We start from the raw sequence: 25,584 nt of genomic DNA, 5'->3' as shown, positions 1-25,584 counted from the left end.
TTGCCTCACCAGGACTTGCCGACGACGAGGCGGAAGTTGCGTCCGAAGATCGGGCGGCCGTAGATCGCCTCGGCGCTGCCCTGACCGGCAAGGGAGTCCGTACGGGTATTGCCTTCGGTGAGGCCGTGGGCATTGAACAGGTTGTCGCCCACGACCTGCAGGTTCCACGAACCGTGGCGCAGCGTCACGCCCGCGCCCACCGTGCCGTAGGCGGGCAGCGCCGTGTTGTTGTAGAGATCGACGAAGCGCTTACCCATGTAGGTGTAGCGCCCGTAGATCGACACGTCGGTATCGCCGGTCGTGAAGTCGAAGCTGGGGCGGATGTTGCCGTAGACCTTGGGCTGGCGGACGATCTGGTTGCCCTCGGCCTGCTCCGGGTCGGCGCCGGTCGCGCTTTCGAAGTTCTTGTACTTGGGGTCGCTGATCGTCAGCGCACCGTTCAGGGTGAACCAGGGCGTGACGCTCCACGCGCCGTCGAACTCGATGCCCTTGACCTGCGCCTCGCCGATGAAGGGCACGTTCACGTCATTGCGGCCGGTAGTGGGATCGTAGGCGAGGAACGAGGCGTTGAGCGGATCGAAGTTGGTGTAGAAGCCGGTCACGTAGAGGTACGAGCGGCCCGACGCCAGCTTCAGGCCCACTTCGAACTGGTCGGCCACCGTGGTGATGATCGTGGGGTTGATGCTCATCACCGTCTGGACGTTCGGCGGTGTCTCGAGGTGCGAGGCACGTCCATAAAGTCCGACATTGTCCGAGAAGTCGTAGTTGGCGCCGATAGTCCAGTTCGTCACGTTCGGCTTCAGCTTCTGGTTCAGGATGACGCCGGTGAAGGCGCGCGTGGCATCGTCTGCCAGAGTGGTCGCATCGCCAAGGTTCGCCTGGGTGGTGAGTGCCGCCCATCCCTCGTAGTCGTAGCGCTCGTGGCGGATGCCGCCATCGATGCGCAGACCCGGGATGATCTCCCAGGTGTCGTTGGCGTAGAGCGCGAACATCTTCGCGTCGGAATCGCCCTGGTTTAGGGTGGCGGCATAGTTGAGCACGCCGTTGTCGGTGACGCGGCCGATCACGCCGCCAGCGGCGTTATAGGCCACTAGGTCAAGCGTTCGCGGCTGGCCGGCCACTTCGATCAGGTAGTTCTGATAAAGCGTGCGGCTGTCCTCGCCGTAGAAGCTGCCATAGGCGCCCACCTTGATGTCATGGCTGCCGAAGCCGGTCTCGAACTTGCGGGCGACCGAAAGGTTTGCCTGGGCCGAGTAGAACTTCGAGTGAATGTCGCGGTACTGGCCCTGCATGATGAGGCCGGAGGCTGCGTCCGGGTCATAGGGCGTGGTCGTTCCGGCAAGCACCAGGCCGAAGCTGTCGGCGGTACCGAAGGCGGCGTTGGCGCGGTTGCGGATCGAGGTGGCGCCGCCCGCATCGAGGAACGAGGCAAGCGTCGTAGGGTTCGTGGTCGAGTAGAAGGCCGAGAAGTCGAGCTTGCCCTGCGTGTACCCCGCCTTGGCCGAGACCAGCCAGCCATCGAAGTCGCCTTCGTACTGCGCGCCGAAATTCAGCATCTGCATGTGGCGCCCGTCGGACAGGTCGCCGTTGCGGCTCTGGATGACACCGTTGCCGTCGCGGTACTTGAGGTTGACGTTACGGAAGGCAGGCGAGTTCATCGTGCCTTCGAAGTAGTCGATGTACTGGTTGAGCGACTTGCTCGGGTCGCGCGGGTCGGCAGTCGGGATGGGCAGGTAGAAGGTATTGTGGTCGTTGACGTAGTTGACGTTCAGCTTGATGAAGCCGTTGTCCGTCTCATGCTTGATGTTCGCGCGGATCTGGCCGCCCTTGTCGTTGGGGAAGCCGTTGTCGCGGTAGCCGTCGTGATGGCGGATGAAGCCGCCCACGGCATAGTAGGTGTTGGAGGCAAGCTTGCCGGCCTGGTAGGCGTCGAGCCGGTAGAGACCGGTGTCGCCCAGGGTTACCTGTGCCTTGCCCCGCGTCTCTTCGCTGCCGGTCACGGTGATGGCGTTGATGATCGCCCCTGAATAGCTGGCATAGACCGGAGCCGGGCCGCCGCGCACCACTTCGACGCGCTCGGTCATGAGATCGGGCTTGAGGATCGCGTCGCCGCGGAAGAACACGCCGTCGTTCTCGTGGAACAGCGGCAGGCCGTCCTGCTGGAAGCTGACGAAGCCGCCATCGTTGGGCAGGCCGCGAATGCGATAGATGTTCTGCACCTCGCCGCCGGTGATCTCGGTCTGGAAGCCGGGAAGCTGGCCGATGAGATCCGCGAAGTTGACGGGCGCGATCTTCTCGAAGTCCTCCTGCGAGACTGTGTTGATCGCATAGGAAACATCGAAGCGGCGCTGCGCGCGCGTGGAGCCGGTGACGATGATGTCATCACCTTGCGCAGCTGCGTCTTCTGCTGTGGCAGCAGGCCCCGCATTTGCGGCTTGGGCCTGGGCAGGCGCGACGGAGACGGTGCAGATCGCGGCAAGCGCGGTTCCGGTGGCGAGAACGGTCTTCAGCATGGGGACCCTCATGAATTCGTAGGCCGCCGGTCCGGCGACGGGCCGCCATTGACCGCTCAATGTGACGTTTTTAATTATTGTTGTGAAAATAAATAAACCGGATATCCGTCCCTGGATGATGATTCCCGCCCTGGACAAGGAACAGCGCCGCATCGTTCACGAGTTGCGCAAGACGGGGCCGCTGTCACGCTCGGCGCTGGCGGTGCGCCTTGAGATGAGCGGGGCGGCGCTCACCCGTATCTCACGCGAATTGCTGACGCTCGGAGTGCTCGAGGAAGTGCCCGAAGGGGAGGCATCGGGCCGGGGGCGCCCTGCGATCCCGCTGCGACTGGCATCGCAGGGCGGCTATGCGGTGGGCGCCACCGCGCACAAGGGCATGCTCGATATCGCACTTGTCGACTTTGCCGGCACCACGGTCGCGACCCACCGCGAAGCGATACCACCGATAGATCCGCGCGAATTCGCCTGCATGGTGCGCCGCCTGACCCACGAGCTGGTAGACCGGCATCACCTGCTCGGCAGGCGAATGCTGGGGCTGGGTGTCGCTGTGCCCGGCCCCTCGCTTGGCCCGGACAACGAGCGGTGGTCGGTCGTTGACGAGATGCCGGGTTGGCGCGGTGCGCCCTTGCGTGAAATCCTGACCGCCGAACTCGGCTGGCCCCTGTGGATCGAGAACGACGCCAATGTCGCAGCGATAGCCGAGTTCTACCTCGGCGGCCTGATGCGCGAGTTCGGCACTGTCGTCGTCCTGCTGCTCGGCTATGGCATCGGCGCCGGCGTCATGGTCGACGGGCGGCTTGTGAGGGGCCAGTTCGGTGTGGCGGGCGAAATCGGATGCCTGTATCCGGGAGATCGCCCGCGCCCCAGCCCCCTCGACCTTCTTGCCTGCCTGCGCGCCAGAGGATGCCCGGTCTCCTCGGTGGGCGAGATCGATCCCAAGTCTGCCGAGCAGGCGCCCGTCATCGCGGACTGGATGGACCGCGCGGCGTGCCAGCTGGAAGTCGTCTGCAACACGGCTTTCACCTGGCTGGACCCGGGCGCCATCGTGATCGCGGGCACGCTTCCCGTTCCCATCCTGGAAGGGCTTGCCGACAGGCTCCATGCCGCTCCCCTTGTCTCGACCGTGAATGACAGGCGCCCGCCCGTGCAGGTTTCGGGACTGCGAGGCTCTCCCATCGTCCTTGGGGCTGCGCTTCTGCCCATCCACGCATTCGCCGCCGACAGGTAGCAGGATTGCATGCCTGCTCATGCCGTGCCGTGAGCCGATACGCGGGGCGTATGGCTCCGCATGCTGCTCTCCTCCAAGGAAGCATCAAAAGCAGGGAGACGGCAGAAACACTGGCGCGCCCGACAGGGTTCGAACCTGTGACCCCAAGCTTAGAAGGCTCGTGCTCTATCCAGCTGAGCTACGGGCGCGCGCTGGTTTCCCATAGCGTGGTTGCGCTGCTTGGCAAACCGGACATACGCAAACTTGTGCTTTGCGGCTCCGGATTGGCAGGTTACGCAACCGGCATGAACGGCAGCACCCACGCATCCTCTTCATCATCCCCGCGCCTCGCTCGTATCGATGGTGCGGAAGGCGGGCGACGGCACTTCCGGTACTTCGACTATGTGATGGTGGCCTTCGTCGCCATCCTGCTGCTTTCCAACCTCATTGGAGCTTCCAAGCTGGCATCGCTGGGGGGCGTGACGTTCGGCGCGGGCATCCTGTTCTTCCCGGTCAGCTACGTCATCGGCGACGTGCTGACCGAAGTCTATGGCTATGCCAACGCCCGGCGCTGCGTCTGGGCCGGTTTCTTCGCGCTGGTGTTCATGGCCTTCATGAGCTTCGTCGTCGTGGCTCTTCCTCCATCCCAAGGGTGGGGCGGGCAGGCGTCCTATGAAGCCGTGTTCGGCTCGACCTGGCGGATCGTGATCGCCTCAATCACGGCTTTCTGGGCGGGCGAGTTCGTCAACTCGTTCGTGCTGGCCAAGATGAAGCTGCTGACCGGCGGCAAGCACCTGTGGACGCGCACCATCGGATCGACGGTGTTCGGGCAGGCGATAGACAGCCTGCTGTTCTATCCCATCGCCTTCCTCGGCACCTGGACCACCGGGCAGGTGCTGACGGTAATGGTCACCAACTGGGCGATGAAAGTCGCTTGGGAGGTGATCCTTACGCCTGCAACCTATGCTGTCGTCGGCTGGCTCAAGCGCCGCGAAGGCGTGGAGGTGTTCGACGAGAAGACGAATTTCTCCCCCTTCGCCACGGCCCGGCCGCTCCGAGATTGAGCACCGGGCGCTGAGCGGCTAGGCCGCCCCGATGCTGGATCGCATCCTCCTGTCCCGTTTTCGCAACCACGCCGAGACCGTGGTCGAGGGAACGGCGCAGTTCAACCTGCTGGTCGGCGAGAACGGGGCGGGCAAGACCAACGTGCTTGAAGCCATAAGCCTGCTGGCGCCCGGCCGCGGCCTGCGCCGCGCGCAGCTTTCAGAGGTGCCATCGCATCAGGGTGATGGCGGCTTTGCGGTGAGCGCCGACCTCATGCTGGCCGATCCGGTCCGGCTCGGCACGGGCGTTTCGGCGGAGCGACCCGGCCGCCGGCTGGTGCAGGTGAACGGCGCTGCCGGCACGGCGATCGGCCTTGCCGAATGGCTGTCGATCGGATGGCTGACCCCTGCGATGGACCGTCTTTTCGTGGAGGGTGCGGGCGCGCGGCGGCGCTTCCTCGATCGCCTGGTGCTTGCGATCGACCCTGCACATGCAGGCAACGCAGCGCGCCTCGAGGCTTCGCTGCGCGAACGCAATCGCCTTCTCTCCGACGAGCGCGGGCCCGATCCGCGGTGGCTCGATGCCGTCGAAATGCAGGTCGCCGAAGCCGGCGCACTCGTCGCCGCCGCCCGCGCCAGTCTCGTAGCACGGCTGGAAAGTGCATTGGTCGCCCTTCCCGACGCGCCCTTTGCCCGCCCATCGCTTTCTTACTTGCCCGGCGGTCCGCTGGAGGCGGATGCTCTCGTCGCCGCTCTGCGCGAGGGACGCCCGCGCGAACGCGCCGCCCAGCGCACTCTCACCGGCCCCCACCGCGACGAACTCGCCGTGACCATGGCCGGCAAGGGCCAGCCCGCGTCCGAATGCTCAACCGGCGAACAGAAGGCGATGCTTATCTCCGTTACGCTCGCCCATTCGCAGCTTCTGGAAAACACCGGCGAAGCCCGGCCCCGTCTCCTGCTGCTGGACGAAGTCGCCGCCCATCTCGATCCGGTGCGGCGAGAAGCCCTTTTCGACAGACTGCGCGCGGGTTCCTCGCAAGTGTGGCTGACGGGCACCGAACTCGCTCCGTTCGAAGCCATCGCGGCCGAAGCCGCAGTCTGGGACGTGCGCGGCGGCACCGTGGCCAGAGTTAGCTAGGGTGAGCTAGCGGGCGCCCTGCCTCACAGGCTCTTTCGGCAGGGCATCCTCGACATCGTCCACGGTCGCGGCAACGATGGCGTCGATGCCGATCGCGGTCGGGTGGACGTGATCGTCCTGCATAAGGTCGGGCTTGTCGAACACCGGCTGGAGAAAGAACGGGACAAGCACGGCGTCGTACTTCTCGGCAAGCTGCGGATAGATGGGGTTAAAGCCCTGCGCATAATCCCGTCCAAGGTTTGGCGCGGCGAGCATGCCAAGCAGAACGACGCGGATGCCCTGCCCGTGCAGCTTCTTGAGGATCGCTTCCAGATTGTCCCGCGTCTGTGCAGGCGGGAGCGAGCGCAGCATGTCGTTCCCGCCAAGGCTGACGATCGCCAGCTCCGGCTTTTGCGACTGGCTCTCCAGCGTGTAGTTCAGTCGCTGGAGCCCGGCGGCCGTGGTATCGCCCGAAACGCCCGCGTTCGCGATCCGCGCGTTCACGCCGCGCGCGCGCAGCGCCTGCTCGAGCCGGTCGGGATAGCTCTCGCCATCTTCCAGTCCATACCCCGCAAGAAGCGAATCCCCGAAAGCCAAGATGCGCCGCTCCGGCCCCACAACCGGTATGCGCGGCGGCGCATCGAGAGCGCTTTCGCTCGATTCCGGGGGCGGCGGAGCGGAGCGGTCGCAGGCGGCAACGGCGAGCACGGAAGCGGCAAGGAGGACGAGGGAAACGCGGCGCAAGGCAAACTCCTTTCGGGTCCGACTTGTCGGACGGCGTGGTGCTAGCCCATATGGGAGCCGTGACAAGTCCTGCCCACCCGCCCGCCGCTGCCTCCACTCCCACCATCCTCGCCTCGAACCTGCGGCTCACGCTGGGTTCCGGGCCGAGTGCGGTTGAAATCCTGAAAGGCATCGACCTTGCCGTGCCGCAGGGTCAGACACTTGCCCTCCTGGGGCCGTCGGGCTCCGGCAAGTCCTCGCTCATGGCGGTGCTCTGCGGGCTGGAGCGAGCGACATCGGGAGAGCTGCGCGTCGCCGGCCACGACTTCGCGGGAATGAGCGAAGACGATCTCGCCCGCGCGCGGCGTGGACGGATCGGAGTAGTGCTGCAGGCATTCCATCTCCTGCCGACGATGACGGCGCTGGAGAACGTCGCCACGCCGATGGAACTGGCAGGCATGCCCGACGCGCGCGGCAGGGCGGAAGCTGAACTCGCCGCCGTGGGGCTCGGTCATCGCCTGTCGCACTATCCGGCCCAGCTTTCGGGCGGCGAGCAGCAGCGGGTCGCCATCGCGCGGGCACTGGCTCCGCGCCCTGCCCTGGTCTTCGCCGACGAGCCCACGGGCAACCTGGACGGCCGGACGGGAGCTGCCATCGTCGACCTCCTTTTCGCCCGCCGGGCCGAGGCCGGCGCGACACTGCTGATCATCACCCATGACGAGGCGCTTGCCCGGCAGTGCGAACGGGTGGTCACGCTGGCGGACGGGCGGATTGCGACCGACACGACAGGTGCGCAGCGTGGCTGAGAATCGGACCTTGCGAACTGCCCTCACCGGCATGAGATCTTGCCCATGACCGCGCTCCCCTGGCGGACTGCCTGGACGATCGCGCGGCGCGACTTGTCAGCGCGCTTCAAGGGCCTTCGACTGTTGCTGGTCTGCCTGTTCCTCGGCGTGGGCGCGATCGCGGCCATCGGAACACTGACGGGCTCCATCGAGAAGGAACTGGGCTCACGCGGGCGCGAGATCCTGGGCGGCGACATCGAGCTGCGGGTCTGGCAGCGCCGCTTGAGCGCCGAGGAGAACGCCGCGGTTCGCCGGTTCGGCACTGTTTCGCAAGGGCTCAGGCTGCAGGCCATCGCGACCCGCGGCGACCAGTCGGCGCCGGTAGCGCTGAAAGCGGTGGACCAGCGCTGGCCGCTATACGGCAGGCTTGCGCTCGCCGATGGCCGCCACGTCGCCGCCCCGCCGCCCGGCACCGCGTGGATCGCCAAGGGCACCGCCGCCCGCCTCGGCGTGCGCACAGGCAACTTCATCGACATCGGCGGGGTGCCCGTCAAGGTCGGCGGTATCATCGCTTCCGACCCCGAGCAGATGAGCGAGGGCTTTGCCCTTGGCGACAGCGTGATCGCCCCGCTCACACTTCCCGAAAGTGCCGGCCTCACCAGCCCCGGCGCCATGTACCGCAGCGTGGTGCGGGTACGCTTCTCCGATCCCGCACGCGCTCCCGACCCGGTCATCGATGCCCTGAAGGCGCGGTTCGGCGATACCGCTTTCGAGACGCGCACCCGCCTCGCCGCCTCGCCCTCGACCAAACGGTTCGTCACCCGCATGGGCGAGTTCCTGGTGCTGGTGGGACTGGCCGCGCTGGTGATCGCCGGCATCGGAATCGGCGGCGGCGTATCATCCTATCTCGAGGCGCGGCGCACATCGATCGCGACGCTCAAGGTGCTGGGCGCGGCAAGCGGCGACATCGCGCGGATCTATCTCCTGCAGGTGGGCGCCGCGGCGCTGGCGGGAAGCGTTGCGGGCCTTGCCGCAGGGGTGATGGTGACGCCCCTGCTCGCCGCAGCGCTCAAAAGCCTGCTTCCGGTCGAAACCGGCTTCATCGTATCTCCCGCCGCGTTGGCCACGGCTGCCGCCTATGGCCTCCTCGTCGCGCTCGTCTTCGCCGCGCCGCCGCTGGTCCGGGCGCGAGGATGGCCAGCAATGGCGCTGATGCGCTCGCGCGTGGTCCCGCTGGCCGCCGACCGTAGGGCGCTGGCATTGCCAGTGGGCCTTGGCCTTGCGGCTATCGCGGCGCTGGCTCTCGTCAATGCCGCGCAGCCGCTGGTGACGCTGGGCTTCCTGGGTGGCTCGGCAGCGATGCTGGCCGTCCTCGCGCTGATCGGCGTCGGGATTCGCAAGCTGGCGGCAAGCCTGCCGAGGCCGAAAAGCCCGATGCTGCGCGCCGGCCTTGCAAACCTTCATCGTCCCGGCGCCCAGACCGGCGCGCTGGTGACGGCGCTTGGCTTCGGGCTTTCGGCTTTCGTACTGATCGCGGCGGTGCAGACCAGCCTTGAAGCCAACATTCGCCGCACCGTTCCGGAGCGCGCGCCCGACTTCTTCGTCATCGACCTTCCGCGAGATGGCGCCGCGAATTTCCGCTCCACCGTTCAGCGGCTCGTCCCGGGCGCCAGGCTCAGGCTGGTCCCGAACCTGCGCGGGCGCATCATCGCCTATGGTCCCCGAGACCAGATGACCAAGGTCGCCTCACTCGGCAAGGATCTCCCCGAAGGCGCGTGGGCCTTGAGGGGCGAGCGGGGCGTGACCTACTCGGTCGGCATCCCGGAAGGCAGCACCGTAACTTCGGGCGAGTGGTGGCCGGAAATCCCGGCGGGCGAGCCGCTCGTCTCGGTCGACCAGGATCTTGCCAGGGCGATCGGCCTGAAGGTGGGAGACTATATCACGGTGGGCGTCCTTGGCGTGGAGCATACCGCCAGGGTCGCTGCACTGCGCCGGATCGACTGGGACTCGCTCGGCTTCAACTTCGTGCTGGTGTTCTCGCCGGGCGCTCTCGGCGACACGCCTCACAACCTCGCCGCCACGATCGAGGTTCCGCCCGGTGCCTCCACCACGCAGTTGCTGCCCTCGCTCGTACGGGCTTTCCCTTCAAGCTCGGTGGTGGAGACAGGCGGCGTGCTCCAGACCGCCCGTACCCTGCTCGACCAGATGTCGGCGGCCATCCTTGCCGCAGCCTCGGTCACGGTGCTGGCGGGCCTTGCCGTGCTGCTGGGAGCCATAGCCGCCGCGCGTGCAAGCAGGACCTACGACACTGTGATCCTGCGCGTCCTCGGCGCGAGCCGGCATCAGCTGCTGGCCTTGCAAATGACCGAATACGGACTGATCGTCGCGATCCTGGGAGCCGTCGCACTGATCGCGGGAAGCGCGCTGGCCTGGCTGGTCGTGGTCAAGCTGTTCCTGTTCAGCTGGATGCCCGACTGGCCTCGCGTGCTTGCCGCGCTTGGCGTCGGTCTCGTGCTGATCCTCGCCTTCGCTCTGGGTGGGTCCCTGCCGCTTCTGCGGGCAAAACCCGCCGCTGCCCTGCGCGACCTCTGACCCCGCCCGCCAGACCCGAATACGACGACGCCGCCCTCGCTTTCACGAGAGCGGCGCCCATGCCGTGGCGGCCTGTCGGTATGCCTTAGGCAAACACCTCGGCACCCGCCGGATCCTTGGGGTCTGCGCCGAACCGGTTATGCCCCGGCGTGCCCGGCAGGCACAGGATCACCAGGAAGGCGATGCTGGCGATCCATCCTACGAAGGGGACGATGCCCATCACCGCGAAGCCCAGGTACCACCAACCGCTCATATCACGGTCGTGCAGCCGACGGATCGCAACCGCGAGGCTGGGGATGAAGGATGCAAGGAAGTAGAGGCCGCCCACGCCCGTCAGAACCATCAACCCACCTCCCATCGCAGCGGAGGAGGCGTTGCCGCTTTCCAGTTCGGTCAGCGTGGTCAGCGAGAATCCCATCACCATGGCGAGGATCACGATCACGGCGTAGACAATCACGTTGAGCAGGGTGAAGGCCCAGTATTCCATCCGCCGCGAACGGCCGCTGAATTCGGCATAGCGGCGAAACGGCATCAGCATGTATTCGAGCATGATTTTCCCCTTGTTAGGCGCGAATATCCTTTCGCCCCCGGCGACACGCCATTTTTCTTGCCTTGCAGGCGTGGACTATAGGCACAAAGTTTCGGCGAGCAACGGCGGACTGGGAAGCCGGTTCCCGCAAGCCGCGCAGACAAGCCGGTATGCTCATGCGTTGCCCGCAGCCCCTGCCAGCCCCTGCCCCGAGCTATCGCAGCACCCTTGCCGAAATGGCTCTCATCCGCTAATGGCGCGCAAATTTTGCAGTGCAGCACGCATCTGCACGAAGCCGCCCTCTTTCGAAAGAAGACCCTGAATGTCCGCCCCGCTTCCCTTGCGCAACATCGCGATCATCGCGCACGTCGACCACGGCAAAACCACGCTTGTCGACCAGCTCTTCCGCCAGTCCGGCACCTTCCGTGACAACCAGCGCGTGGAAGAGCGCGCGATGGACTCGAACGACCTCGAGAAGGAGCGCGGGATCACGATTCTCGCCAAGCCCACCTCGATCGAGTGGAACGGCTACCGCATCAACATCGTCGATACGCCCGGCCACGCCGACTTCGGCGCCGAGGTTGAACGCATTCTCTCGATGGTCGACGGCGTGGTCCTGCTGGTGGACAGCTCGGAAGGCGCGATGCCGCAGACCAAGTTCGTCACCGGCAAGGCGCTCGGCCTTGGCCTCAAGCCGATCGTCGTCGTCAACAAGATCGACCGCCCCGACGGCCGCCACGCCGAAGTCCTCGACGAAGTGTTCGACCTCTTCGTCAGCCTCGACGCCAACGACGAGCAGCTCGATTTCCCGACCCTCTATGCATCGGGCCGCAACGGCTACGCCAGCTACGATCCGGATGCGCGTGAAGGCACGCTGACCCCGCTGTTCGAGAAGATCGTCGAGCACGTCCCCGCGCCTAACCTCGACGTGGACGCGCCCTTCACCTTCCTCGCCACCCTGCTCGACCGCGACAACTTCATGGGCCGTGTCCTTACCGGCCGCGTCCAGTCGGGCACGCTGAAGGTCAACGATCCGATCCGCGCCATCGACATGGACGGCAAGGTGATCGAAGTGGGCCGCGCCACCAAGGTCCTCTCGTTCCGTGGCCTTGAGCGCGTTCCCGTGGAAGAAGCCCGCGCCGGCGACATCATCGCCCTTGCCGGTCTTGAGAGGGCGACCGTCGCCAACACCATCGCCGACCCGCAGGTCAGCGTGCCGATCAAGGCGCAGCCAATCGACCCGCCGACGCTCGCGATGCGCTTCGCCGTGAACGACTCGCCGCTCGCCGGCCGCGAGGGTGACAAGGTGACGAGCCGCATGATCCGCGACCGCCTGATGCGCGAAGCGGAAACCAACGTCGCCATTCGCGTCACCGAATCGGCCGACAAGGACAGCTTCGAAGTCGCCGGTCGCGGCGAACTCCAGCTCGGCGTCGTCATCGAGACGATGCGCCGCGAAGGGTTCGAACTGGGCATCAGCCGCCCGCGCGTGCTCTTCGGCACTGACGAGAACGGCAACCGCACCGAGCCTTACGAAACCGTCGTGATCGACGTGGACGACGAGCACTCGGGCACGGTCGTCGAGAAGATGCAGCGCCGCAAGGCCGAGCTGACCGACATGCGTCCCTCGGGCTCGGGCAAGACCCGCATCACTTTCTCGGCGCCTTCGCGCGGCCTGATCGGCTACCACGGCGAGTTCCTCTCGGACACGCGCGGCACCGGCATCATGAACCGCCTGTTCGAGAAGTACGACCTCCACAAGGGTCCGATCGAGGGCCGTCAGAACGGCGTGCTTATCTCGAACTGCACCGGTGAAGCCGTGGGCTACGCGCTCAACAGCCTCGAGGATCGCGGCGTGCTGTTCATCAAGCCGCAGGAAAAGATCTACGAAGGCATGTTGATCGGCGAGAACGCGAAGACCGACGATCTCGAAGTGAACCCGATGAAGTCGAAGCAGCTGACGAACTTCCGTTCGACCGGCAAGGACGACGCCATCCGCCTCACTCCGCCGCGCGTCATGACGCTCGAGCAGGCGATCGCCTACATCGACGACGACGAGATGGTGGAGGTCACGCCGCAGTCGATCCGCCTGCGCAAGGCGATCCTCGACCCGAACGAGCGCAAGAAGCAGAGCCGCAAGAAGGAAAACGCCTGAGGCGTTTCCTTCCGGATCTGCCGGAGCAATGAAAAGGGGCGCAGCGGTCATGCCGCTGCGCCCCTTTCCTGTTCAGGGATTCGATTCCGGAAGAGCACCGCCGGCGCGGCAAGGTGCGCAGGCACAGACGTCCGTTATCCCTCCCGCGGTCCAGTGGGACGAGCCGTTGGCCCGTCAGATCCGCACGCCGTATTCGGCGCCCTTGGGATCTTGCGTGCAACCGGCAGCGGGCCTCCCGCGGGCCAGACCGCCACGAACCCCGGTGAGAGGGCATCGACGCCCCTCGCACGTAGTAGGCCGTCGCCGTCCCTCTCTAACCGCAACGTGTCGCCGTCGTGCCTGTTCTGGGCGGAGTAGCCTCGCAAAGCGACCATGTCGGGCGATCAAATGGCTCTCAACGCGAATGCTGCGCACTGGATGCAGGCGACATCTTCCTGAGCGGCGGGCATTGAACGCCTTGTGCTTGGATCAAGTGCGCGAGCATCAGGAAATTTGCGCCGCTGACGCACGACGATCGGGTCACAAGTACTTACGATTGCGCAGCATGGACGCCCCGGTCGATCGCCGAACCGGCCGAACGCTCCGCCCCGCCCGGTCCTGAAGAACCGGACGGGAACGGGCCGTTACGTCAGAACGCCGCCGAGAGCGAGAACACGACGGTCGATCCGGCGATCGACGATCCGTTCTTGGTGGAGGCGAAGTTGGGCGTCAGGTAGGCGGATTCCGACTTGGAGATGTCGGTATCGACATATGCGACGCCGAGCGTGACCGGTCCTACTGCAAGGTCAGCGCCGAGCATCCAGTCCAGGTAGCTGCCGGTGGGCGCGACGCTGGTGCCGTTGGGGCCGAGGCCCGAGTTGCCGTCGGAGTAGCCGAGGTGCGCCTTGAGCGACACGGGGGTATCCGGGATACCGCCGCTGACATCGCCCCAGACGTAGAAGTTGTCGGACTTCGCGCCGGGGTTGTCCGGGATGCCGGATGCATAGGCATCGGCATCGTTGTACCAGCGGCCAAGCGCCTGCTGCTTGGGGGCGTAGGCGACGCCCAAAAGCGCCTTGGCCGGACCGACAGTGGTCGAGAGCTTCACGTAAGGCTCGGCGAAATCGGTTTCGGATGCGCCGCCCGGATACATGTACCAGGTGAGGCCGACATCAAGCGTGACGCCGCTGGAGACTTCGGTCGCGAAGCCGCCCACAAGGTCGAGTTCCATGTTCGATCCGCCGAAGGTGCCCCATCCGGAGAGGTTCGACGCCCAGGTGCCGACATAGAAGCCACTGGCGTGGGTGGCGGTGATGCCGCCCTGGATCGCCATTTCCTTGTCGGTCTGCGAAACGCCGCGGAAGCGATAGTCGGTGACGAGACCGACGCTTCCCGTCACGGTGATTTCGCTGGGAGCTTCTTCCTGCGCTGTCGCGGGCGTTGCCGCCACGAGGAATGCGGCTGCTAGTCCGGCAACGCCGGCGAAAAGACGAGACTTCATACGGAACACCCTCATGTTCGAGATTATGACAGGTTCCGTCCTGCGTCCGGCGTGCGGGCCATGCTGCGTGGCTGGCCCGTTTCACTCCGGCCCTGCAGCAGTCGCGCAGCCCTGCGCCCCCGTCAATGGCAATTCGGGATCGGGCGTCGTGGAGATCGCATCTGCGCCGGGATCGTGCTCTGGACGCAACACGCGTCCGAGAGGGCGTCATGCAAGAAAACCGGGCGGATGCGCCTGTGCGCTCCGCCCGGGAGGTTCGGGGACCGAGTGTGAGGGTTTCCGGCCCGCCGGGTACCCGGCCGGATGACCGGCCGGGCACGTGTTCGTCAGCTGGCCAATGGCAGCGGGCGCAGGATCGCGGCCGGACCGGTCACACGATCGCGCTGGCCACCCTGGCGGCGGCGGCTGATCCACTCCGAGAGCGTCTCGGCAGTGGTGTGGTCCATCGCCCTGACATGGCCAAGGTCGAGATGGACCGGTCGATCGGCCGGTTGCTTTTCCAGCACCGCATTGAGGCGGGTCAATCCGACGAACGTGGCCGCGCCATTGAGCTCGACGCGTGTGGCTTCGCCCTCGTCATGCTCGTGCACCTTCAGGCGCAGGTGCTTGTAGTGGGGAAGAAGCTCGACGACCGAAAGCGCGAGCCCGACGAGCACCCCCGTCAGCAGGTCTGTGGTCACCACCAGAACGAAGGTGGCCGCCCAGATTGCGGCAGGCAGGGGACCATGCGCCTTGAACAGGTGAGTGACGTGCTTCAGGCTGACCAGCTTCCAGCCGGTCACCACCAGCACGCCGCCGAGCGCCGCCATCGGCACTTCGCGCAGCAGCCAGGGAAGCAGCGCCACGAAGCTGAGGATCCACACGCCGTGCAATACCGTCGAGAGCCGGGTGCGGGCACCCGCCTGCACGTTGGCGGAAGACCGCACGATCACGCCCGTCATCGGAAGGGCTCCGAAGACGCCGCAAAGGAAGTTGCCGATCCCCTGGGCACGCAGTTCCTTGTCGTAGTGCGTGCGCACGCCGTCATGCATGCGATCGACTGCAGCTGCGGAAAGCAGCGTCTCTGCACTGGCGATGAAGGCGATGGCCACGGCCGCCACGATTAGCGCCGGCTGTGCGAGCGGTGCGAACCATTCGGCATTGGTCGGCAGGCTGAAGGCCGCAGCAATCGAGGTGGGAACTTCGATGCGAGCAACGTCAAGGGCGAGCGTCCAAGCCACGAGCGTTGCCGCCATCACCCCCAGGAGAGCGCCGGGAACGAGCGTCATCGACTTGGGACGGAGCTTCTCCCACGCAACCATGACCGTGATCGTGAGCAGGCCCAGCAGGAGGGCCATCTCTGTCGCGGCGGCGTTCGAGAAGTCGAGCCCGAGCACGCGCGAAGGCATCGCCGCAAGGTTCTGCAGGCCACTCGACAGCGGCTTGGCGTCGAAGAGGATGTGGAACTGGCCGATGACGATCAGGGCACCGATGCCGGCAAGCATGCCGTGGACCACCGCAGGGCTGATCGCACGAAAAAGGCCGCCGAGCTTGAGCGCACCGGCGACCAACTGAAGAATGCCGGCCAGGAGCAGGACCGGACCGAGCGCCTCGAGCCCGTTCTCGCGAACGAACTCGAAGACGATCACCGCAAGGCCGGCGGCCGGGCCGCTGACCTGCAGTGGCGAGCCCGCCAGCAAGCCCACCACCACGCCGCCGATAATGCCTGTGACCAGACCCTTTTCAGGGGGTACGCCCGAGGCAATGGCGATGCCCATGCAGAGCGGCATGGCGACCAGGAACACGACGATGGACGCCGTGAAATCCCGGCCGAAGTGGGAGAAGAGGCCTTGGCGGCCATCTCCCACGCTGGCGGACGCGGCGGTCATTCTGCTGCTTCTGCGTATTCGGTGGCGAAGCGGCTGCGTGCCGCAAGCGCGACCGGAAGATCGGTGCCTTCACGCAGCGGCACGAACTCGCCCGTGTCGCCGTTGAGGCCCAGCACCTGGCCGGCGTGGATGTCCACCATCCAGCCGTGGAGCGTCATCTCGCCCTTGGCGATCGCGGCCGCCACCGAGGGATGGGTGCGCAGGTGGCTGATCTGGGCGATGATGTTCTCGAGCGTGATGGCACGGATGCGCGCCTTGGCATCGAGGTCCGAATGGCAGCTGCTGACGATGTTCTCGGCCGCCGCGCCGTGCTTCAGCCATGCGGCGACGTTCGGCATCTTCTCGAGACCGGTGGGGTCGGACAGCGCCTTCATCGCGCCGCAGTCCGAGTGACCGCACACGATGATGTCGCGCACGCCAAGAGCCATGACGGCGTATTCGACCGTCGAGGTTACGCCGCCGTTCTGCGTGGCGTAGGGCGGAACGATATTGCCGGCGTTGCGGCACACGAACAGGTCGCCAGGCTGGGCCTGCATGATCTGCTCGGGCACGATGCGCGAATCGGCGCAGGAGATCATGAGCGCCTTGGGCGACTGGCCATGCGTGGTGAGCTGGCCGAAAAGCTCGCTGGCAGCGGGGAAGAGGGTCTTTTCGAAGTCGAAGACGCGACCGATGAGCTCGTTCACTGGAACACCTTTCTGAGTATCCTGTTGCCGCCGACGCACAGCCGGCGACTTACCGTGAAGCTAGGTGAGGAGCTTGTCGGCGATTGTTCGGGAACGTAACGAAACCTTGCCGCGGTGCAGCAGGCCTCAGGCGGTTCTCAGAGGAAGGCGAACCGTTGCCCGCAGTCCTCCGCTGGCACGGTTCTCCAGATCCAGTGTCCCGTCTTCCATGCCAACCGCCTTGGCGACGATGGGCAGTCCCAGCCCCATTCCCGCGGTATCGCGCGCCCGTGCACTGTCGAGCCGGACAAAGGGCTGCAAGGCATCGCAGATGCGGTGTTCGGGAATTCCCGGCCCAGTATCCTCCACGACGACCACGGCGAAGTCGCCGTCGCGCTGCACCGTGACGCGGGCACTGCCGCCGTAGTGCACCGCGTTTTCTATGAGGTTCGAAAGCGCGCGCCGGATCGGAACCGGCCGGACGCGAACCTCGAGGCTGGGTACACCCGCGTAGGTCGCGTCGGCGCCGTGGTCGGCCGCGGTATCGACCAGCGTTTCGGCCATGACGGCAATGTCTATGAGTTCGACCGGGATCGTACGCCCGTCGCTGTCGACATAAGCCTGAAGCGAATCGAGCAGCATCCGCATTTCGTCGATGTCATGGGTCAGCCCTTCCCGCACTTCGGGATTCACGCTCTCGTCGTCGAGGCGCAGCCGCATGCGGGAGAGCGGCGTCTTCAGATCATGACCGATCGCCAGCATGGTCTGCGTACGATCCACCAGCGACTGGTGGATACGCTGCTGCATTTCGTTGAGCGCCCGGATCAGGTCCCGCAGCTCATCGGGCCCTTGCTCTGGAACTGGTCTTGGCTGCCCGGACCCAAGATGCCGGGTGGCCTCGATGAGATTACGCAGCGGGCGCAGCGTCGTGCGCAGGAGAACCCACGCCAGCGCGATCAGCAACAGCGTGGGAAGGACAAGGCTCGCGATCCGCCCGGCAGTCAGCTTCCATGCGGCATTGGCATGGGTGTGAAAGCGGACCACCGTCTGATCCGAGAGCCTGAACGAGCCGCCGATGTTGCCCTGACCGGGCAGTTCCTCCAGGTGCAGTTCAAGATCGGCAAGCGCCATTTCTGGCTCGATCCCGACCACCTGCGCACGCAGGTTGGAGAGCCCGAGGGAACCTCTCCTGCGTCCGTCCGGCGCGGTCCACACCAGCCTGAAGCGATCGGTGCTGAGAACCTGCGCCACGGCGCTCCGCTCCGCCGCGCTCGACCGCTCCATGGTCCGCCGCGCAAGCACCAGGTTCTCGGCGATACGCTCGGCATCGTCGCGGCGCAGTTCGAAGGAATTGACGCGGTCGAACAGGAAGCAGTTGGCGGCGAATTCGACAAGCAGCACGAGCACCAGGACCGCCAGCAGCCGCTCGGGCAGGCCCATCCGCCGGAACAGGGCCACGCATCTGCGCAGCATCAGACTGCCATGCCGAGCATCAGGCGCGGGTCACTTCGGCCTTGAACATGTAGCCCACGCCCCGGACGGTGACGATCGGGGACTCGCTTCCTTCGGCCTGAAGCTTGCGCCGCAGGCGGCTGACGAGCACGTCGATGCTGCGATCCGAGCTGTCGCCGATGCGCGAACGCGAGAGTTCCATCAGGCGCTCCCGGCCGAGGACGCGCTGGGGGTAGCCGAGGAATGTCGAGAGCAGATCGAACTCCGCCCCGGTCAGGTCGACGATCGCACCGCTGGGCGAGCGCAGTTCGCGCCTTGCCATCGAGACCTGCCAGCCATCGAAGTGGACGGTGTCCTGCGAGCGCGTGTCGGCGACCGGTTCGCTCGACGAATCTAGACCGCCGCCCCGCCGCAGCACCGCACTGACCCGCGCCGCCAGTTCGCGTGTGCTGAAAGGCTTGGCGAGATAGTCGTCCGCGCCGAGTTCAAGCCCGAGCACGCGGTCCTCCTCACTTCCGCGGGCGCTGACGAAGATGATCGGCACGTCGCTCTCACGGCGAAGGCGACGAAACAGATCGAAACCACTTGTCCCGGGAAGCATAATGTCCAGCACAACCAGACTGACCGTGGTTTCGCGCAAAGTTACCCACATCTCGGCGCCCGTAGCGGCGGTCAGGACATTGAAGCCGCTCTGCCGCAATGCCCGTGCAGTGAGGGTACGGAGTGCTCCGTCATCCTCTACCAGCAGGATCGTGGGTGGTGTCGTCATGGTTTCCTGGGGGAGCCTGTAGCGTGGAGCGACCGTCATGCGATGTGCTTTGCCCTGTTCTCAATAAGGGAACCGGCGCGGTGAGGGAAGCCGCGCCGGTCGGAAAATGTCCTGCTGCGCTCCGGCAGAAAAAAGTCTGCCGCAGGCGAGGAGCGGTTCAAGCTTGTGGAAGCAGCCTGCCTTCGACCCTGTCCTAACGAGGCGATGAAAAAGCGGGCAGGATCAACGATGTTCTCCGATGCGGCAACATGATGATGCCAGACTGGCTGCATGACATGTCGATTTTTGGGCCTTCGCGTGACGAAAGGTTGCCCGTTCGCATCAACTTCAGGCGCTTGCCGGTCGCGGTACGAGACCGTCCAGGACGAACTACGCACCGGGCCAGACGTTCCACCGCAAGCAGCGTGCGTCCGGCAGCGAAGTTCACTTGCCGTTCAGTGCAGGCAGGTCAGCGTTCAGGCACGTGCCCACCGCAACCGCCGTTACCCGGTTGGCCGGAAAGGGAGTCTGACGACATGCACATGACTTTGATAACCATCGGAAAGAAACTGGCGATCGGCGCCGCCTTGTCGGCATCCATCCTCGCCGCCGCTGCGCCCGCGCAGGCGCGGGACCGGTACTATGACCGCGGCGGGAACGATGCCGCCATAGCCATCGGAGCCGGCGTGCTGGGCCTGGCGCTCGGCGCCGCGCTCGCCGACCGGGACGACGGCCGGTACTTATGATCGCGGCTATTACTCATCGCGCCGCTATGTCACGGTCCGCGACCGGCCGGGGTACTATTACTATTATGCGGGTAATCCCAACCGGTACTACCGCGATCGCTACTACGATCGGTACTATGCGCCCTATTACCGGGACCGCTACAGCCGCAACGACCGCTGGGACCGGCGGGACCGGTGGGAGCGGAACCGGGATCGCAGGTGGGACCGGCGCTGGGATCGCCGCAGCGACAGGCGTGATCGCTGGCGCGACGATCGCCGCGAAAGGGACTGGCGCCGCCGCTGATCTGGCGGGCACCGGCCGTGCCCTGTCCTTGCGCACGGCCGGCACCCGTTACCCGCGAGCCGCACTTCGCAGCCGCTCCGCATGCGGTCCCCGAACGACCCTCGCCAAGCGCGGCGGGGGTCGCTATGGGCCAGCGCACCATGGAAACCGCAGACCTGCGCATCGCCCTGTTCTCGGGCAACTACAATTATGTTCGTGACGGCGCCAACCAGGCGCTGAACCGCCTCGTCGGCTACCTCCTGCGACAGGGCGCGCAGGTTCGCGTCTATGCCCCCACCGTCGCCGTCCCCGCGTTCGAACCCACGGGGGATCTCGTGAGCGTGCACTCGGTGGCCATTCCCGGCCGGCCCGAGTATCGCGTGCCTCTTTCCTTCAGGGGAAAGGCGGGGCGCGACCTTGCCGCATTCGCGCCAAACGTCGTGCACGTCTCATCGCCCGATCCGGTCGGCCATCAGGCGGTGGCCTGGGCCAGGCGTCGCAACCTTCCGGTGCTCGCATCGGTCCACACCCGCTTCGAGACTTATCTCCGCTATTACAACATGGCGTGGGGAGAGCCGTTGATGGAGGCGCTGCTGCGCCGCTTCTACCGCCGCTGCAGCGCGCTCGTGGCCCCGTCCGAAAGCATGGCGCAGCTCCTGCGCCAGCAGCGCATGAACTATGACGTCTCGATCTGGTCGCGAGGCGTGGATCACGAAGTGTTCAACCCGGGTCGCCGCGATCTGGCATGGCGCCGCAGCCACGGCATCGAAGACCATGAGGTGGCGGTAGGCTTCCTGGGCCGGCTCGTCATGGAGAAGGGTCTCGACGTCTTTTCCGATACGCTGGATGAACTGCGCCGGCGCGGCCTTGCCTACAAGGTGCTCGTCATCGGCGAAGGGCCTGCGCGGGAGTGGTTCGAAGATCGCCTTCCCGGCGCTGCCTTCGTCGGCTTTCAGCAGGGTTCCGACCTTGGCCGCGCGGTCGCGTCGATGGACGTGCTGTTCAATCCGTCCGTCACCGAGACTTTCGGCAACGTGACACTGGAGGCCATGGCCTGCGGGCTCCCCGTGGTCGCCGCCGCGGCCACCGGCAGCCAGAGCCTGGTCGACGACCGTGTCTCGGGCCGGCTCATCCCGCCCGGCGCCGTTCACCAGTTCGCCGAGGCGCTGAAGGGCTATATCGAGGATCCCGAGCTTCGCCGCGCACACGGAGAGGCGGGCATCGCGCGGGCGAGCGAGTTTAGCTGGGACCGCATCAACCAGGCCGTCGCCGACACTTACCTGCGCCTCATCCGCCAGAAGGCGCGGGGCTGAGCGTCGTCCCGCTGCAGGGCGCAGGATCAGCGCAGGACCCCGCCCCGCTTCCTCTGGATCGCATGCCATAGCAGACCGAGCACCAGCGCCCACACCGCCAGGTCAAAGGCGAGCACACGCGGGGAGGCCAGCCCGGGCGGCACGTCGTCGGCTCCAAACTGCAAGGCCTGCGTCAGCATCAGGCCGAGCAGCGATGCGGCGAAAGCCGGCACTGCCCTGCGCGAGCGGGCTAGCAGCAGCAGCGCGCCCGCAAGCCCGCTCCATGTGCAAAGAGCTGAGCTCAGGATCGACCATGTGGGCAAGCCGTCCAGCCAGTCCACGACCTCGGGCGACACCTGGGAGAGCCACGCGTCCTCGCGCGTGACAGTCAGGCCCCAGGCGAGGCACGCGAAGGTGCTCCACGCCAGCAGGAGCACGGCCATGAACCAGTATGCTCGCCCGGCCGCGCTTCGCCTTCGCTTATCCATCATCCCTCGCTTTCGAAGCGGGGCTACTCTTCCGCGCAGGCTCGTGCAATCCACCCGTCGGAGGATGACGTCCGGGGCTTTCGCGCCTAGATAGATCCCATGGCCGACCTTTTCGCCGACGACCTTCCGCCTGCACACCCGCCTGTAGACGAGCTGCGCGAGGATGCTCCCCTTGCCGACCGGCTTCGTCCGCGTACCCTTGCCGAGGTCGTGGGGCAGGAGCACCTGACCGGACCGGAAGGCGCCATCGGCCGGATGGTCGCCGCCGGGCGGCTTTCCTCGATGATCCTCTGGGGGCCGCCGGGCACCGGAAAGACAAGCACAGCAAGGCTTCTCGCCGATGCCGTCGGCATGCGCTTCCATGCCGTGTCCGCGGTATTCTCGGGCGTGGCAGACCTCAAGAAGGCCTTCGCCGAAGCAGACCTTGCGGCAAAGGCAGGCCAGCGAACGTTGCTTTTCGTGGACGAGATCCACCGTTTCAACCGGGCTCAACAGGACGGTTTCCTGCCGTTCGTGGAGCGCGGCACCGTCACGCTCGTGGGCGCGACCACGGAAAACCCCAGCTTCGCGCTCAATGCGGCGCTTCTCAGCCGGGCACAGGTGCTCATCCTGCATCGGCTGGATGCCGCGGCCCTGCGCGCCCTCCTCACAAAGGCCGAGGAGATCGAAGGGCCCCTGCCCCTGACGCCCGACGCCCGCGACGCGCTGATCGCCTCGGCCGATGGAGACGGGCGCTTCCTGCTGAACCAGGCCGAGACTCTCTATGGCGCCCGGATCGTCGAACCACTCGACCCGGCAGGGCTGGGCCAGTTCCTGCAACGCCGTGTCGCAGTGTACGACAAGGACCGTGACGGGCACTACAACCTCATCAGCGCCCTGCACAAATCGGTACGCGGATCGGACCCGCAGGCCGCGCTTTACTATCTCGCACGCATGCTGACCGCCGGCGAGGAACCGCTGTTCGTGCTGCGCCGGCTGGTTCGCATGGCCAGCGAGGACATCGGCCTCGCCGATCCGCAGGCGCTGGTGCAATGCCTGGCGGCAAAGGACGCCTATGAGTTCCTCGGCTCGCCGGAGGGGGAACTCGCGATCGTGCAGGCATGCCTCTACGTCGCCACCGCGCCCAAGTCGAACGCCGCCTACATGGCGTTCAAGTCCTCGTTCAAGACAGCGCGAGAGACCGGTTCGCTCAGCCCGCCCTCGAACATCCTCAATGCGCCTACCAAGCTGATGAAGGAGATCGGCTACGGCAAGGTCACCCGGGAAGTGGATGGCCGCACGGTGGAAGTGCCATACGGGTATGACCATGACATGCCGGAGGGCTTTTCCGGTCATGATTACTGGCCCGAGGAGATGGCGCCAGAGACGTTCTATGAGCCGGTGGAGCGGGGCTTCGAACGCGAGGTCAGGAAGCGGCTGGATTACTGGCAGCGCCTGCGCGAACAAAGGCGCGAAGAGCGCGGCTGGTAAGAGCCTGCAACTACGACTGGCATGCGCGAAGGAAACACAGGGCGAATGCGCTTCCGCAGCTTCATGGCAATCGACTGGTCCGGCGCGGTGGGAGAGCGGCAGAAAGGCATCGCGGTTGCCTTGTGCACGATCGGCGATGCGGCTCCGCGCCTTTTGCGGCCCACCGGCCATCGCCACTGGTCCCGGCAGGCGGTCCTTGAGCTGCTCCTTCATCACCTGCCCGCCGACACTCTCGTCGGCATCGACCTCGGTATCTCGTTGCCGTTCGAGGATGCGGGCGCATTCTTTCCGGCATGGCCGGCGAGCCCGCCTGACGCGCGAGGCCTCTGGGCTCTCATCGACGCGATTTGCGCGCACGATCCGCACCTTGCCGCCTCCAGCTTCGTCGACCACCCGGAACTGAGCGCCTATTTTCGTCGCCATGGCGGGCGCGAAGGTTCGCATTTCCATCTTTCCGGCGCCCTTCATCGCCGCGGCCGGATGCGCGTGACCGAAGCCGCGCAGGCGCGCATGGGCTGCAAGCCCTACTCCAACTTCAATCTCGTGGGCGCGGCGCAGGTTGGCAAGTCGAGCCTGACGGGCATGCGCCTGCTGCACCGGCTTGCAGGGCGGCTGCCGGTCTGGCCGATCGATCCGCTGCCGGACCGCGGCTCGGTGCTAGTGGAGATCTACACAGCTCTCGCCGCGATAGAAGCGGGCCGAACCGCAGGCAGGGCCAAGATGACCGACCATGCCGCGCTCGACGCCGCATTGTCGCAGCTGGGCTCGCAGGGGACGGGAGGCGAAGGTCCCATCGACGACCACAGCGCCGATGCAATCGTCACCGCCGCCTGGCTGCGCATCGCCGCCGGGCGCGAGGCGCTCTGGCATCCCACGGAACTGACGGCGGAACTTGCCCTCACGGAAGGCTGGACCTTCGGCGCGCTCTGACCGCGAGGACTTTTGGCCACGGGTCCCGGACGGAGCCCGCACGAACAGACGGCGGGTTCGTCCGACGGCGAGAGTTTGGACTTTACCGGCGCCCCCCGCTCGCGGTAAGGGCGCTCAACCGCCACGAAGGCGCGCCGGCTTAGCTCAGTTGGTAGAGCACCTGATTTGTAATCGGTCAGGTTTTGGCGGAAATCCGCCGTTTTTTAGATCATTGTGCCTAGGATTGTGACACGCGCCTGTTTCTGTGGGGCTGCAGCATCGTGCCTACCCTGTCGAAAGCAGTGTCCTTCGCATCCGGCTTGATATGGGCATAGCGCATTGTGACAGCCACCGTGCTGTGCCCGAGTGCATCGCAGATGTCGGCAAGATCGGCGCCGTTCATACGGGCCCAGCTGGCGAACGTGTGGCGCAGATCGTGGAAATGGAAGTCGACCAGGCCTGCGGCCTTGATCGCGCCCGCGAAACGCTTTCGGAAGTTGGTCGTGTCGAAGACCTTGCCGACGCGCTCGGCCGGCGGCGTTCGCCCGAGCACGGCCGCCAGTGGAGGCGATATTCGAACCGCCAGCGGCTTGCGACCCTTCGTGCGCGGAATGGTGATGGTGCTGCGGCCAAGGTCGATCTGATGCCAGTCTAGGCTCAGGATGTTGTCCTTACGCAGGCCCGTGGTCACCGCAGCGACAATGATGGCCTGGACGCTGGCGTGCGCCCCCTGCAGCAGCCGCGAATACTCATCTGCGCCAGCGAAGCGGACCCGGTGCTCGGGCTCAGCCATGCGCAGGCGTTTCCACGCAAGCGCCGGTATCTGCTGACCGTGCATTTCGTTCGCCCAGGTCAGCGCTGCCTTGAGGTAGGCCAGATCGCGGTTAACGGTGGAGGCGCTCACCGTGCCGAACTCCCGATCGCCAACCTTGATGAGGCCACCGCGACGCCGAGCCCGAAAATCCATCACATGCGAGTTGGTGATTCCGGCGATCTCGGTATCCGCGCCGAAGTGCGCGCTCAGGATCTCGAGGGAGCGGAAGATGTCGTCCTCGGTCGCCTGGTGCTGCCCGTGGTCTTCCCAGTAGGCGGCAAAGCACTCCCGAATCCTCCACGCGGCGGGCTTGTTCAGTCCGGCCCGGAGCTTCTGCTCTGTCTCCGCCTCTACGAGCCGCGCCTTCCTCTCGTTCGTCTCGCCCGTACTGCCTCGAAATCGAGGACGCCCGGGGATGGAGATCGACATCCAGAAGTGCGGGGAACCTTTGCGGCGGTAGATCGGCATGTACGCTGGCTTTCGACAAAGGCTTGCAGATCGTCGAGCGTGTACCTGATTCCCGACTTCATCTGAACGTAGGTAACTTTTCCCTCTTGCCGCAAGGTGCGCAGCGTCCGGGGACAAATGGCCAGCCACTTCGCGGCCTCTACCTCTGTCATGAGCGGGGGCGGCATCTGGATGCGCTCTGCGGTCACCCCGAAACCTCCGCATCGATGTTGCCGCGGTGCACATCGAAGCTGACAGCTACGACCCAAGGGTTGTCCT

The 25,584-nt window shown here is 65.9% G+C and carries 21 protein-coding genes and 2 tRNA genes; 11 read left to right on the top strand and 12 right to left on the bottom strand.

Annotated features, from left to right (window positions below; genetic code table 11):
• Positions 1 to 5: 5 nt before the first annotated feature.
• On the bottom strand, positions 6 to 2,513 hold the full coding sequence (locus GR702_RS13405; RefSeq protein WP_160986389.1) for a TonB-dependent receptor: 2,508 nt from the start codon (positions 2,511 to 2,513) through the stop codon (positions 6 to 8).
• Positions 2,514 to 2,628: 115 nt separating this feature from the next.
• Here GR702_RS13405 and GR702_RS13400 point away from each other — a divergent pair, with 115 nt between their 5' ends.
• A complete protein-coding gene (locus tag GR702_RS13400) occupies positions 2,629 to 3,741 on the top strand; it encodes an ROK family transcriptional regulator (RefSeq protein WP_160986388.1) in 1,113 nt (370 codons plus the stop codon).
• 111 nt (positions 3,742 to 3,852) lie between these two features.
• Here GR702_RS13400 and GR702_RS13395 read toward each other — a convergent pair.
• Positions 3,853 to 3,929, bottom strand: a tRNA-Arg gene (locus GR702_RS13395).
• A 96-nt stretch (positions 3,930 to 4,025) separates the two neighbouring features.
• Between GR702_RS13395 and GR702_RS13390 the strand changes: the two genes are divergently transcribed.
• Together GR702_RS13390 and recF are read left to right on the top strand one after the other, a co-directional pair.
• The gene (locus GR702_RS13390) at positions 4,026 to 4,784 is read left to right on the top strand and encodes a queuosine precursor transporter (protein WP_160986387.1); all 759 of its coding nucleotides are present in this window, start codon (positions 4,026 to 4,028) and stop codon (positions 4,782 to 4,784) included.
• Between the two features lie 31 nt (positions 4,785 to 4,815).
• Positions 4,816 to 5,901: a DNA replication/repair protein RecF gene (gene recF, locus GR702_RS13385; protein WP_160986386.1), complete on the top strand. Its 1,086-nt coding sequence runs from the start codon at positions 4,816 to 4,818 to the stop codon at positions 5,899 to 5,901.
• 6 nt (positions 5,902 to 5,907) lie between these two features.
• On the opposite strand, the gene GR702_RS13380 is transcribed toward recF, so the two are convergent.
• The gene (locus GR702_RS13380) at positions 5,908 to 6,624 is read right to left on the bottom strand and encodes an arylesterase (protein ID WP_160986385.1); all 717 of its coding nucleotides are present in this window, start codon (positions 6,622 to 6,624) and stop codon (positions 5,908 to 5,910) included.
• Between the two features lie 50 nt (positions 6,625 to 6,674).
• On the opposite strand from GR702_RS13380, the gene GR702_RS13375 reads away from it, so the two are divergent.
• Both GR702_RS13375 and GR702_RS13370 read left to right on the top strand, forming a co-directional pair.
• Positions 6,675 to 7,409, top strand: a complete 735-nt coding sequence (locus GR702_RS13375) for an ABC transporter ATP-binding protein (RefSeq protein WP_160986419.1) — start codon at positions 6,675 to 6,677, stop codon at positions 7,407 to 7,409.
• Positions 7,410 to 7,454: 45 nt separating this feature from the next.
• Positions 7,455 to 9,980: an ABC transporter permease gene (locus tag GR702_RS13370; RefSeq protein WP_160986384.1), complete on the top strand. Its 2,526-nt coding sequence runs from the start codon at positions 7,455 to 7,457 to the stop codon at positions 9,978 to 9,980.
• 85 nt (positions 9,981 to 10,065) lie between these two features.
• Here GR702_RS13370 and GR702_RS13365 read toward each other — a convergent pair whose 3' ends face one another.
• Positions 10,066 to 10,530 (bottom strand): DUF805 domain-containing protein, encoded by a 465-nt coding sequence (locus tag GR702_RS13365; RefSeq protein WP_160986383.1) that lies wholly within the window; start codon positions 10,528 to 10,530, stop codon positions 10,066 to 10,068.
• A gap of 301 nt (positions 10,531 to 10,831) precedes the next feature.
• Here GR702_RS13365 and typA point away from each other — a divergent pair, with 301 nt between their 5' ends.
• Positions 10,832 to 12,664 carry a translational GTPase TypA gene (gene typA / locus GR702_RS13360; protein ID WP_160986382.1) on the top strand — a complete coding sequence of 611 codons (1,833 nt, stop codon included), beginning with the start codon at positions 10,832 to 10,834 and terminating at the stop codon, positions 12,662 to 12,664.
• A gap of 628 nt (positions 12,665 to 13,292) precedes the next feature.
• Here the strand turns inward: typA and GR702_RS13355 are convergent.
• From GR702_RS13355 to GR702_RS13335, 5 genes are all read right to left on the bottom strand, one after another.
• Positions 13,293 to 14,144, bottom strand: coding sequence for a TorF family putative porin (locus GR702_RS13355; protein ID WP_160986381.1), 852 nt, complete (start codon positions 14,142 to 14,144; stop codon positions 13,293 to 13,295).
• Positions 14,145 to 14,470: 326 nt separating this feature from the next.
• Complete coding sequence (locus tag GR702_RS13350; RefSeq protein ID WP_160986380.1) at positions 14,471 to 16,012, bottom strand: SulP family inorganic anion transporter; 1,542 nt, start codon at positions 16,010 to 16,012, stop codon at positions 14,471 to 14,473.
• Entirely contained in the window at positions 16,009 to 16,698 is a 690-nt protein-coding gene (locus GR702_RS13345; RefSeq protein ID WP_160986379.1) for a carbonic anhydrase, read from the bottom strand. The genes GR702_RS13350 and GR702_RS13345 overlap by 4 nt, the downstream gene beginning before the upstream one ends.
• Positions 16,699 to 16,824: 126 nt before the next feature.
• Positions 16,825 to 18,150 (bottom strand): ATP-binding protein, encoded by a 1,326-nt coding sequence (locus GR702_RS13340; RefSeq protein ID WP_160986378.1) that lies wholly within the window; start codon positions 18,148 to 18,150, stop codon positions 16,825 to 16,827.
• A gap of 19 nt (positions 18,151 to 18,169) precedes the next feature.
• A complete protein-coding gene (locus GR702_RS13335) occupies positions 18,170 to 18,898 on the bottom strand; it encodes a response regulator transcription factor (protein ID WP_160986377.1) in 729 nt (242 codons plus the stop codon).
• 515 nt (positions 18,899 to 19,413) lie between these two features.
• On the opposite strand from GR702_RS13335, the gene GR702_RS22330 reads away from it, so the two are divergent.
• Together GR702_RS22330 and GR702_RS13325 are read left to right on the top strand one after the other, a co-directional pair.
• Positions 19,414 to 19,623: a hypothetical protein gene (locus tag GR702_RS22330; protein ID WP_237449699.1), complete on the top strand. Its 210-nt coding sequence runs from the start codon at positions 19,414 to 19,416 to the stop codon at positions 19,621 to 19,623.
• Positions 19,624 to 20,046: 423 nt separating this feature from the next.
• Positions 20,047 to 21,198, top strand: coding sequence for a glycosyltransferase family 4 protein (locus GR702_RS13325; protein WP_160986418.1), 1,152 nt, complete (start codon positions 20,047 to 20,049; stop codon positions 21,196 to 21,198).
• Positions 21,199 to 21,224: 26 nt separating this feature from the next.
• Here the strand turns inward: GR702_RS13325 and GR702_RS13320 are convergent, their stop codons facing one another.
• Positions 21,225 to 21,665 (bottom strand): hypothetical protein, encoded by a 441-nt coding sequence (locus tag GR702_RS13320; protein WP_237449698.1) that lies wholly within the window; start codon positions 21,663 to 21,665, stop codon positions 21,225 to 21,227.
• A gap of 99 nt (positions 21,666 to 21,764) precedes the next feature.
• Between GR702_RS13320 and GR702_RS13315 the strand changes: the two genes are divergently transcribed.
• The 3 genes from GR702_RS13315 to GR702_RS13305 all read left to right on the top strand — a co-directional run bounded on the left by GR702_RS13315 (position 21,765) and on the right by GR702_RS13305 (position 24,263).
• Positions 21,765 to 23,135, top strand: a complete 1,371-nt coding sequence (locus tag GR702_RS13315; protein WP_160986375.1) for a replication-associated recombination protein A — start codon at positions 21,765 to 21,767, stop codon at positions 23,133 to 23,135.
• 45 nt (positions 23,136 to 23,180) lie between these two features.
• Positions 23,181 to 24,065 (top strand): hypothetical protein, encoded by an 885-nt coding sequence (locus GR702_RS13310; RefSeq protein WP_160986374.1) that lies wholly within the window; start codon positions 23,181 to 23,183, stop codon positions 24,063 to 24,065.
• A 141-nt stretch (positions 24,066 to 24,206) separates the two neighbouring features.
• Positions 24,207 to 24,263: transfer RNA gene (locus GR702_RS13305), tRNA-Thr, on the top strand.
• Between the two features lie 19 nt (positions 24,264 to 24,282).
• On the opposite strand, the gene GR702_RS13300 is transcribed toward GR702_RS13305, so the two are convergent.
• Positions 24,283 to 25,326 (bottom strand): tyrosine-type recombinase/integrase, encoded by a 1,044-nt coding sequence (locus GR702_RS13300; protein ID WP_160986373.1) that lies wholly within the window; start codon positions 25,324 to 25,326, stop codon positions 24,283 to 24,285.
• Positions 25,209 to 25,478, bottom strand: a complete 270-nt coding sequence (locus GR702_RS22780; RefSeq protein ID WP_419880303.1) for a helix-turn-helix domain-containing protein — start codon at positions 25,476 to 25,478, stop codon at positions 25,209 to 25,211. Before GR702_RS22780 ends, GR702_RS13300 begins: the two co-directional genes overlap by 118 nt.
• Positions 25,479 to 25,584 lie beyond the last annotated feature (106 nt).

Origin of the sequence: Novosphingobium silvae (assembly GCF_009856825.1) — a bacterium.
Taxonomy (GTDB): Bacteria; Pseudomonadota; Alphaproteobacteria; order Sphingomonadales; family Sphingomonadaceae; genus Novosphingobium; species Novosphingobium silvae.
This window is presented reverse-complemented; position numbering and strand designations above follow the sequence as displayed.

What these genes read in the sequence shown, in the direction of transcription:
- GR702_RS13405 (WP_160986389.1), bottom strand. Translation starts at nt 2,513, where the DNA reads ATGCTGAAGACCGTTCTCGCCACCGGAACCGCGCTTGCCGCGATCTGC.
- GR702_RS13400 (WP_160986388.1), top strand. Translation starts at nt 2,629, where the DNA reads ATGATGATTCCCGCCCTGGACAAGGAACAGCGCCGCATCGTTCACGAG.
- GR702_RS13390 (WP_160986387.1), top strand. Translation starts at nt 4,026, where the DNA reads ATGAACGGCAGCACCCACGCATCCTCTTCATCATCCCCGCGCCTCGCT.
- recF (WP_160986386.1), top strand. Translation starts at nt 4,816, where the DNA reads ATGCTGGATCGCATCCTCCTGTCCCGTTTTCGCAACCACGCCGAGACC.
- GR702_RS13375 (WP_160986419.1), top strand. Translation starts at nt 6,675, where the DNA reads ATGGGAGCCGTGACAAGTCCTGCCCACCCGCCCGCCGCTGCCTCCACT.
- GR702_RS13370 (WP_160986384.1), top strand. Translation starts at nt 7,455, where the DNA reads ATGACCGCGCTCCCCTGGCGGACTGCCTGGACGATCGCGCGGCGCGAC.
- GR702_RS13365 (WP_160986383.1), bottom strand. Translation starts at nt 10,530, where the DNA reads ATGCTCGAATACATGCTGATGCCGTTTCGCCGCTATGCCGAATTCAGC.
- typA (WP_160986382.1), top strand. Translation starts at nt 10,832, where the DNA reads ATGTCCGCCCCGCTTCCCTTGCGCAACATCGCGATCATCGCGCACGTC.
- GR702_RS13355 (WP_160986381.1), bottom strand. Translation starts at nt 14,144, where the DNA reads ATGAAGTCTCGTCTTTTCGCCGGCGTTGCCGGACTAGCAGCCGCATTC.
- GR702_RS13350 (WP_160986380.1), bottom strand. Translation starts at nt 16,012, where the DNA reads ATGACCGCCGCGTCCGCCAGCGTGGGAGATGGCCGCCAAGGCCTCTTC.
- GR702_RS13340 (WP_160986378.1), bottom strand. Translation starts at nt 18,150, where the DNA reads ATGCTGCGCAGATGCGTGGCCCTGTTCCGGCGGATGGGCCTGCCCGAG.
- GR702_RS13335 (WP_160986377.1), bottom strand. Translation starts at nt 18,898, where the DNA reads ATGACGACACCACCCACGATCCTGCTGGTAGAGGATGACGGAGCACTC.
- GR702_RS22330 (WP_237449699.1), top strand. Translation starts at nt 19,414, where the DNA reads ATGCACATGACTTTGATAACCATCGGAAAGAAACTGGCGATCGGCGCC.
- GR702_RS13325 (WP_160986418.1), top strand. Translation starts at nt 20,047, where the DNA reads ATGGAAACCGCAGACCTGCGCATCGCCCTGTTCTCGGGCAACTACAAT.
- GR702_RS13320 (WP_237449698.1), bottom strand. Translation starts at nt 21,665, where the DNA reads ATGGATAAGCGAAGGCGAAGCGCGGCCGGGCGAGCATACTGGTTCATG.
- GR702_RS13315 (WP_160986375.1), top strand. Translation starts at nt 21,765, where the DNA reads ATGGCCGACCTTTTCGCCGACGACCTTCCGCCTGCACACCCGCCTGTA.
- GR702_RS13310 (WP_160986374.1), top strand. Translation starts at nt 23,181, where the DNA reads ATGCGCTTCCGCAGCTTCATGGCAATCGACTGGTCCGGCGCGGTGGGA.
- GR702_RS13300 (WP_160986373.1), bottom strand. Translation starts at nt 25,326, where the DNA reads ATGCCGATCTACCGCCGCAAAGGTTCCCCGCACTTCTGGATGTCGATC.
- GR702_RS22780 (WP_419880303.1), bottom strand. Translation starts at nt 25,478, where the DNA reads ATGACAGAGGTAGAGGCCGCGAAGTGGCTGGCCATTTGTCCCCGGACG.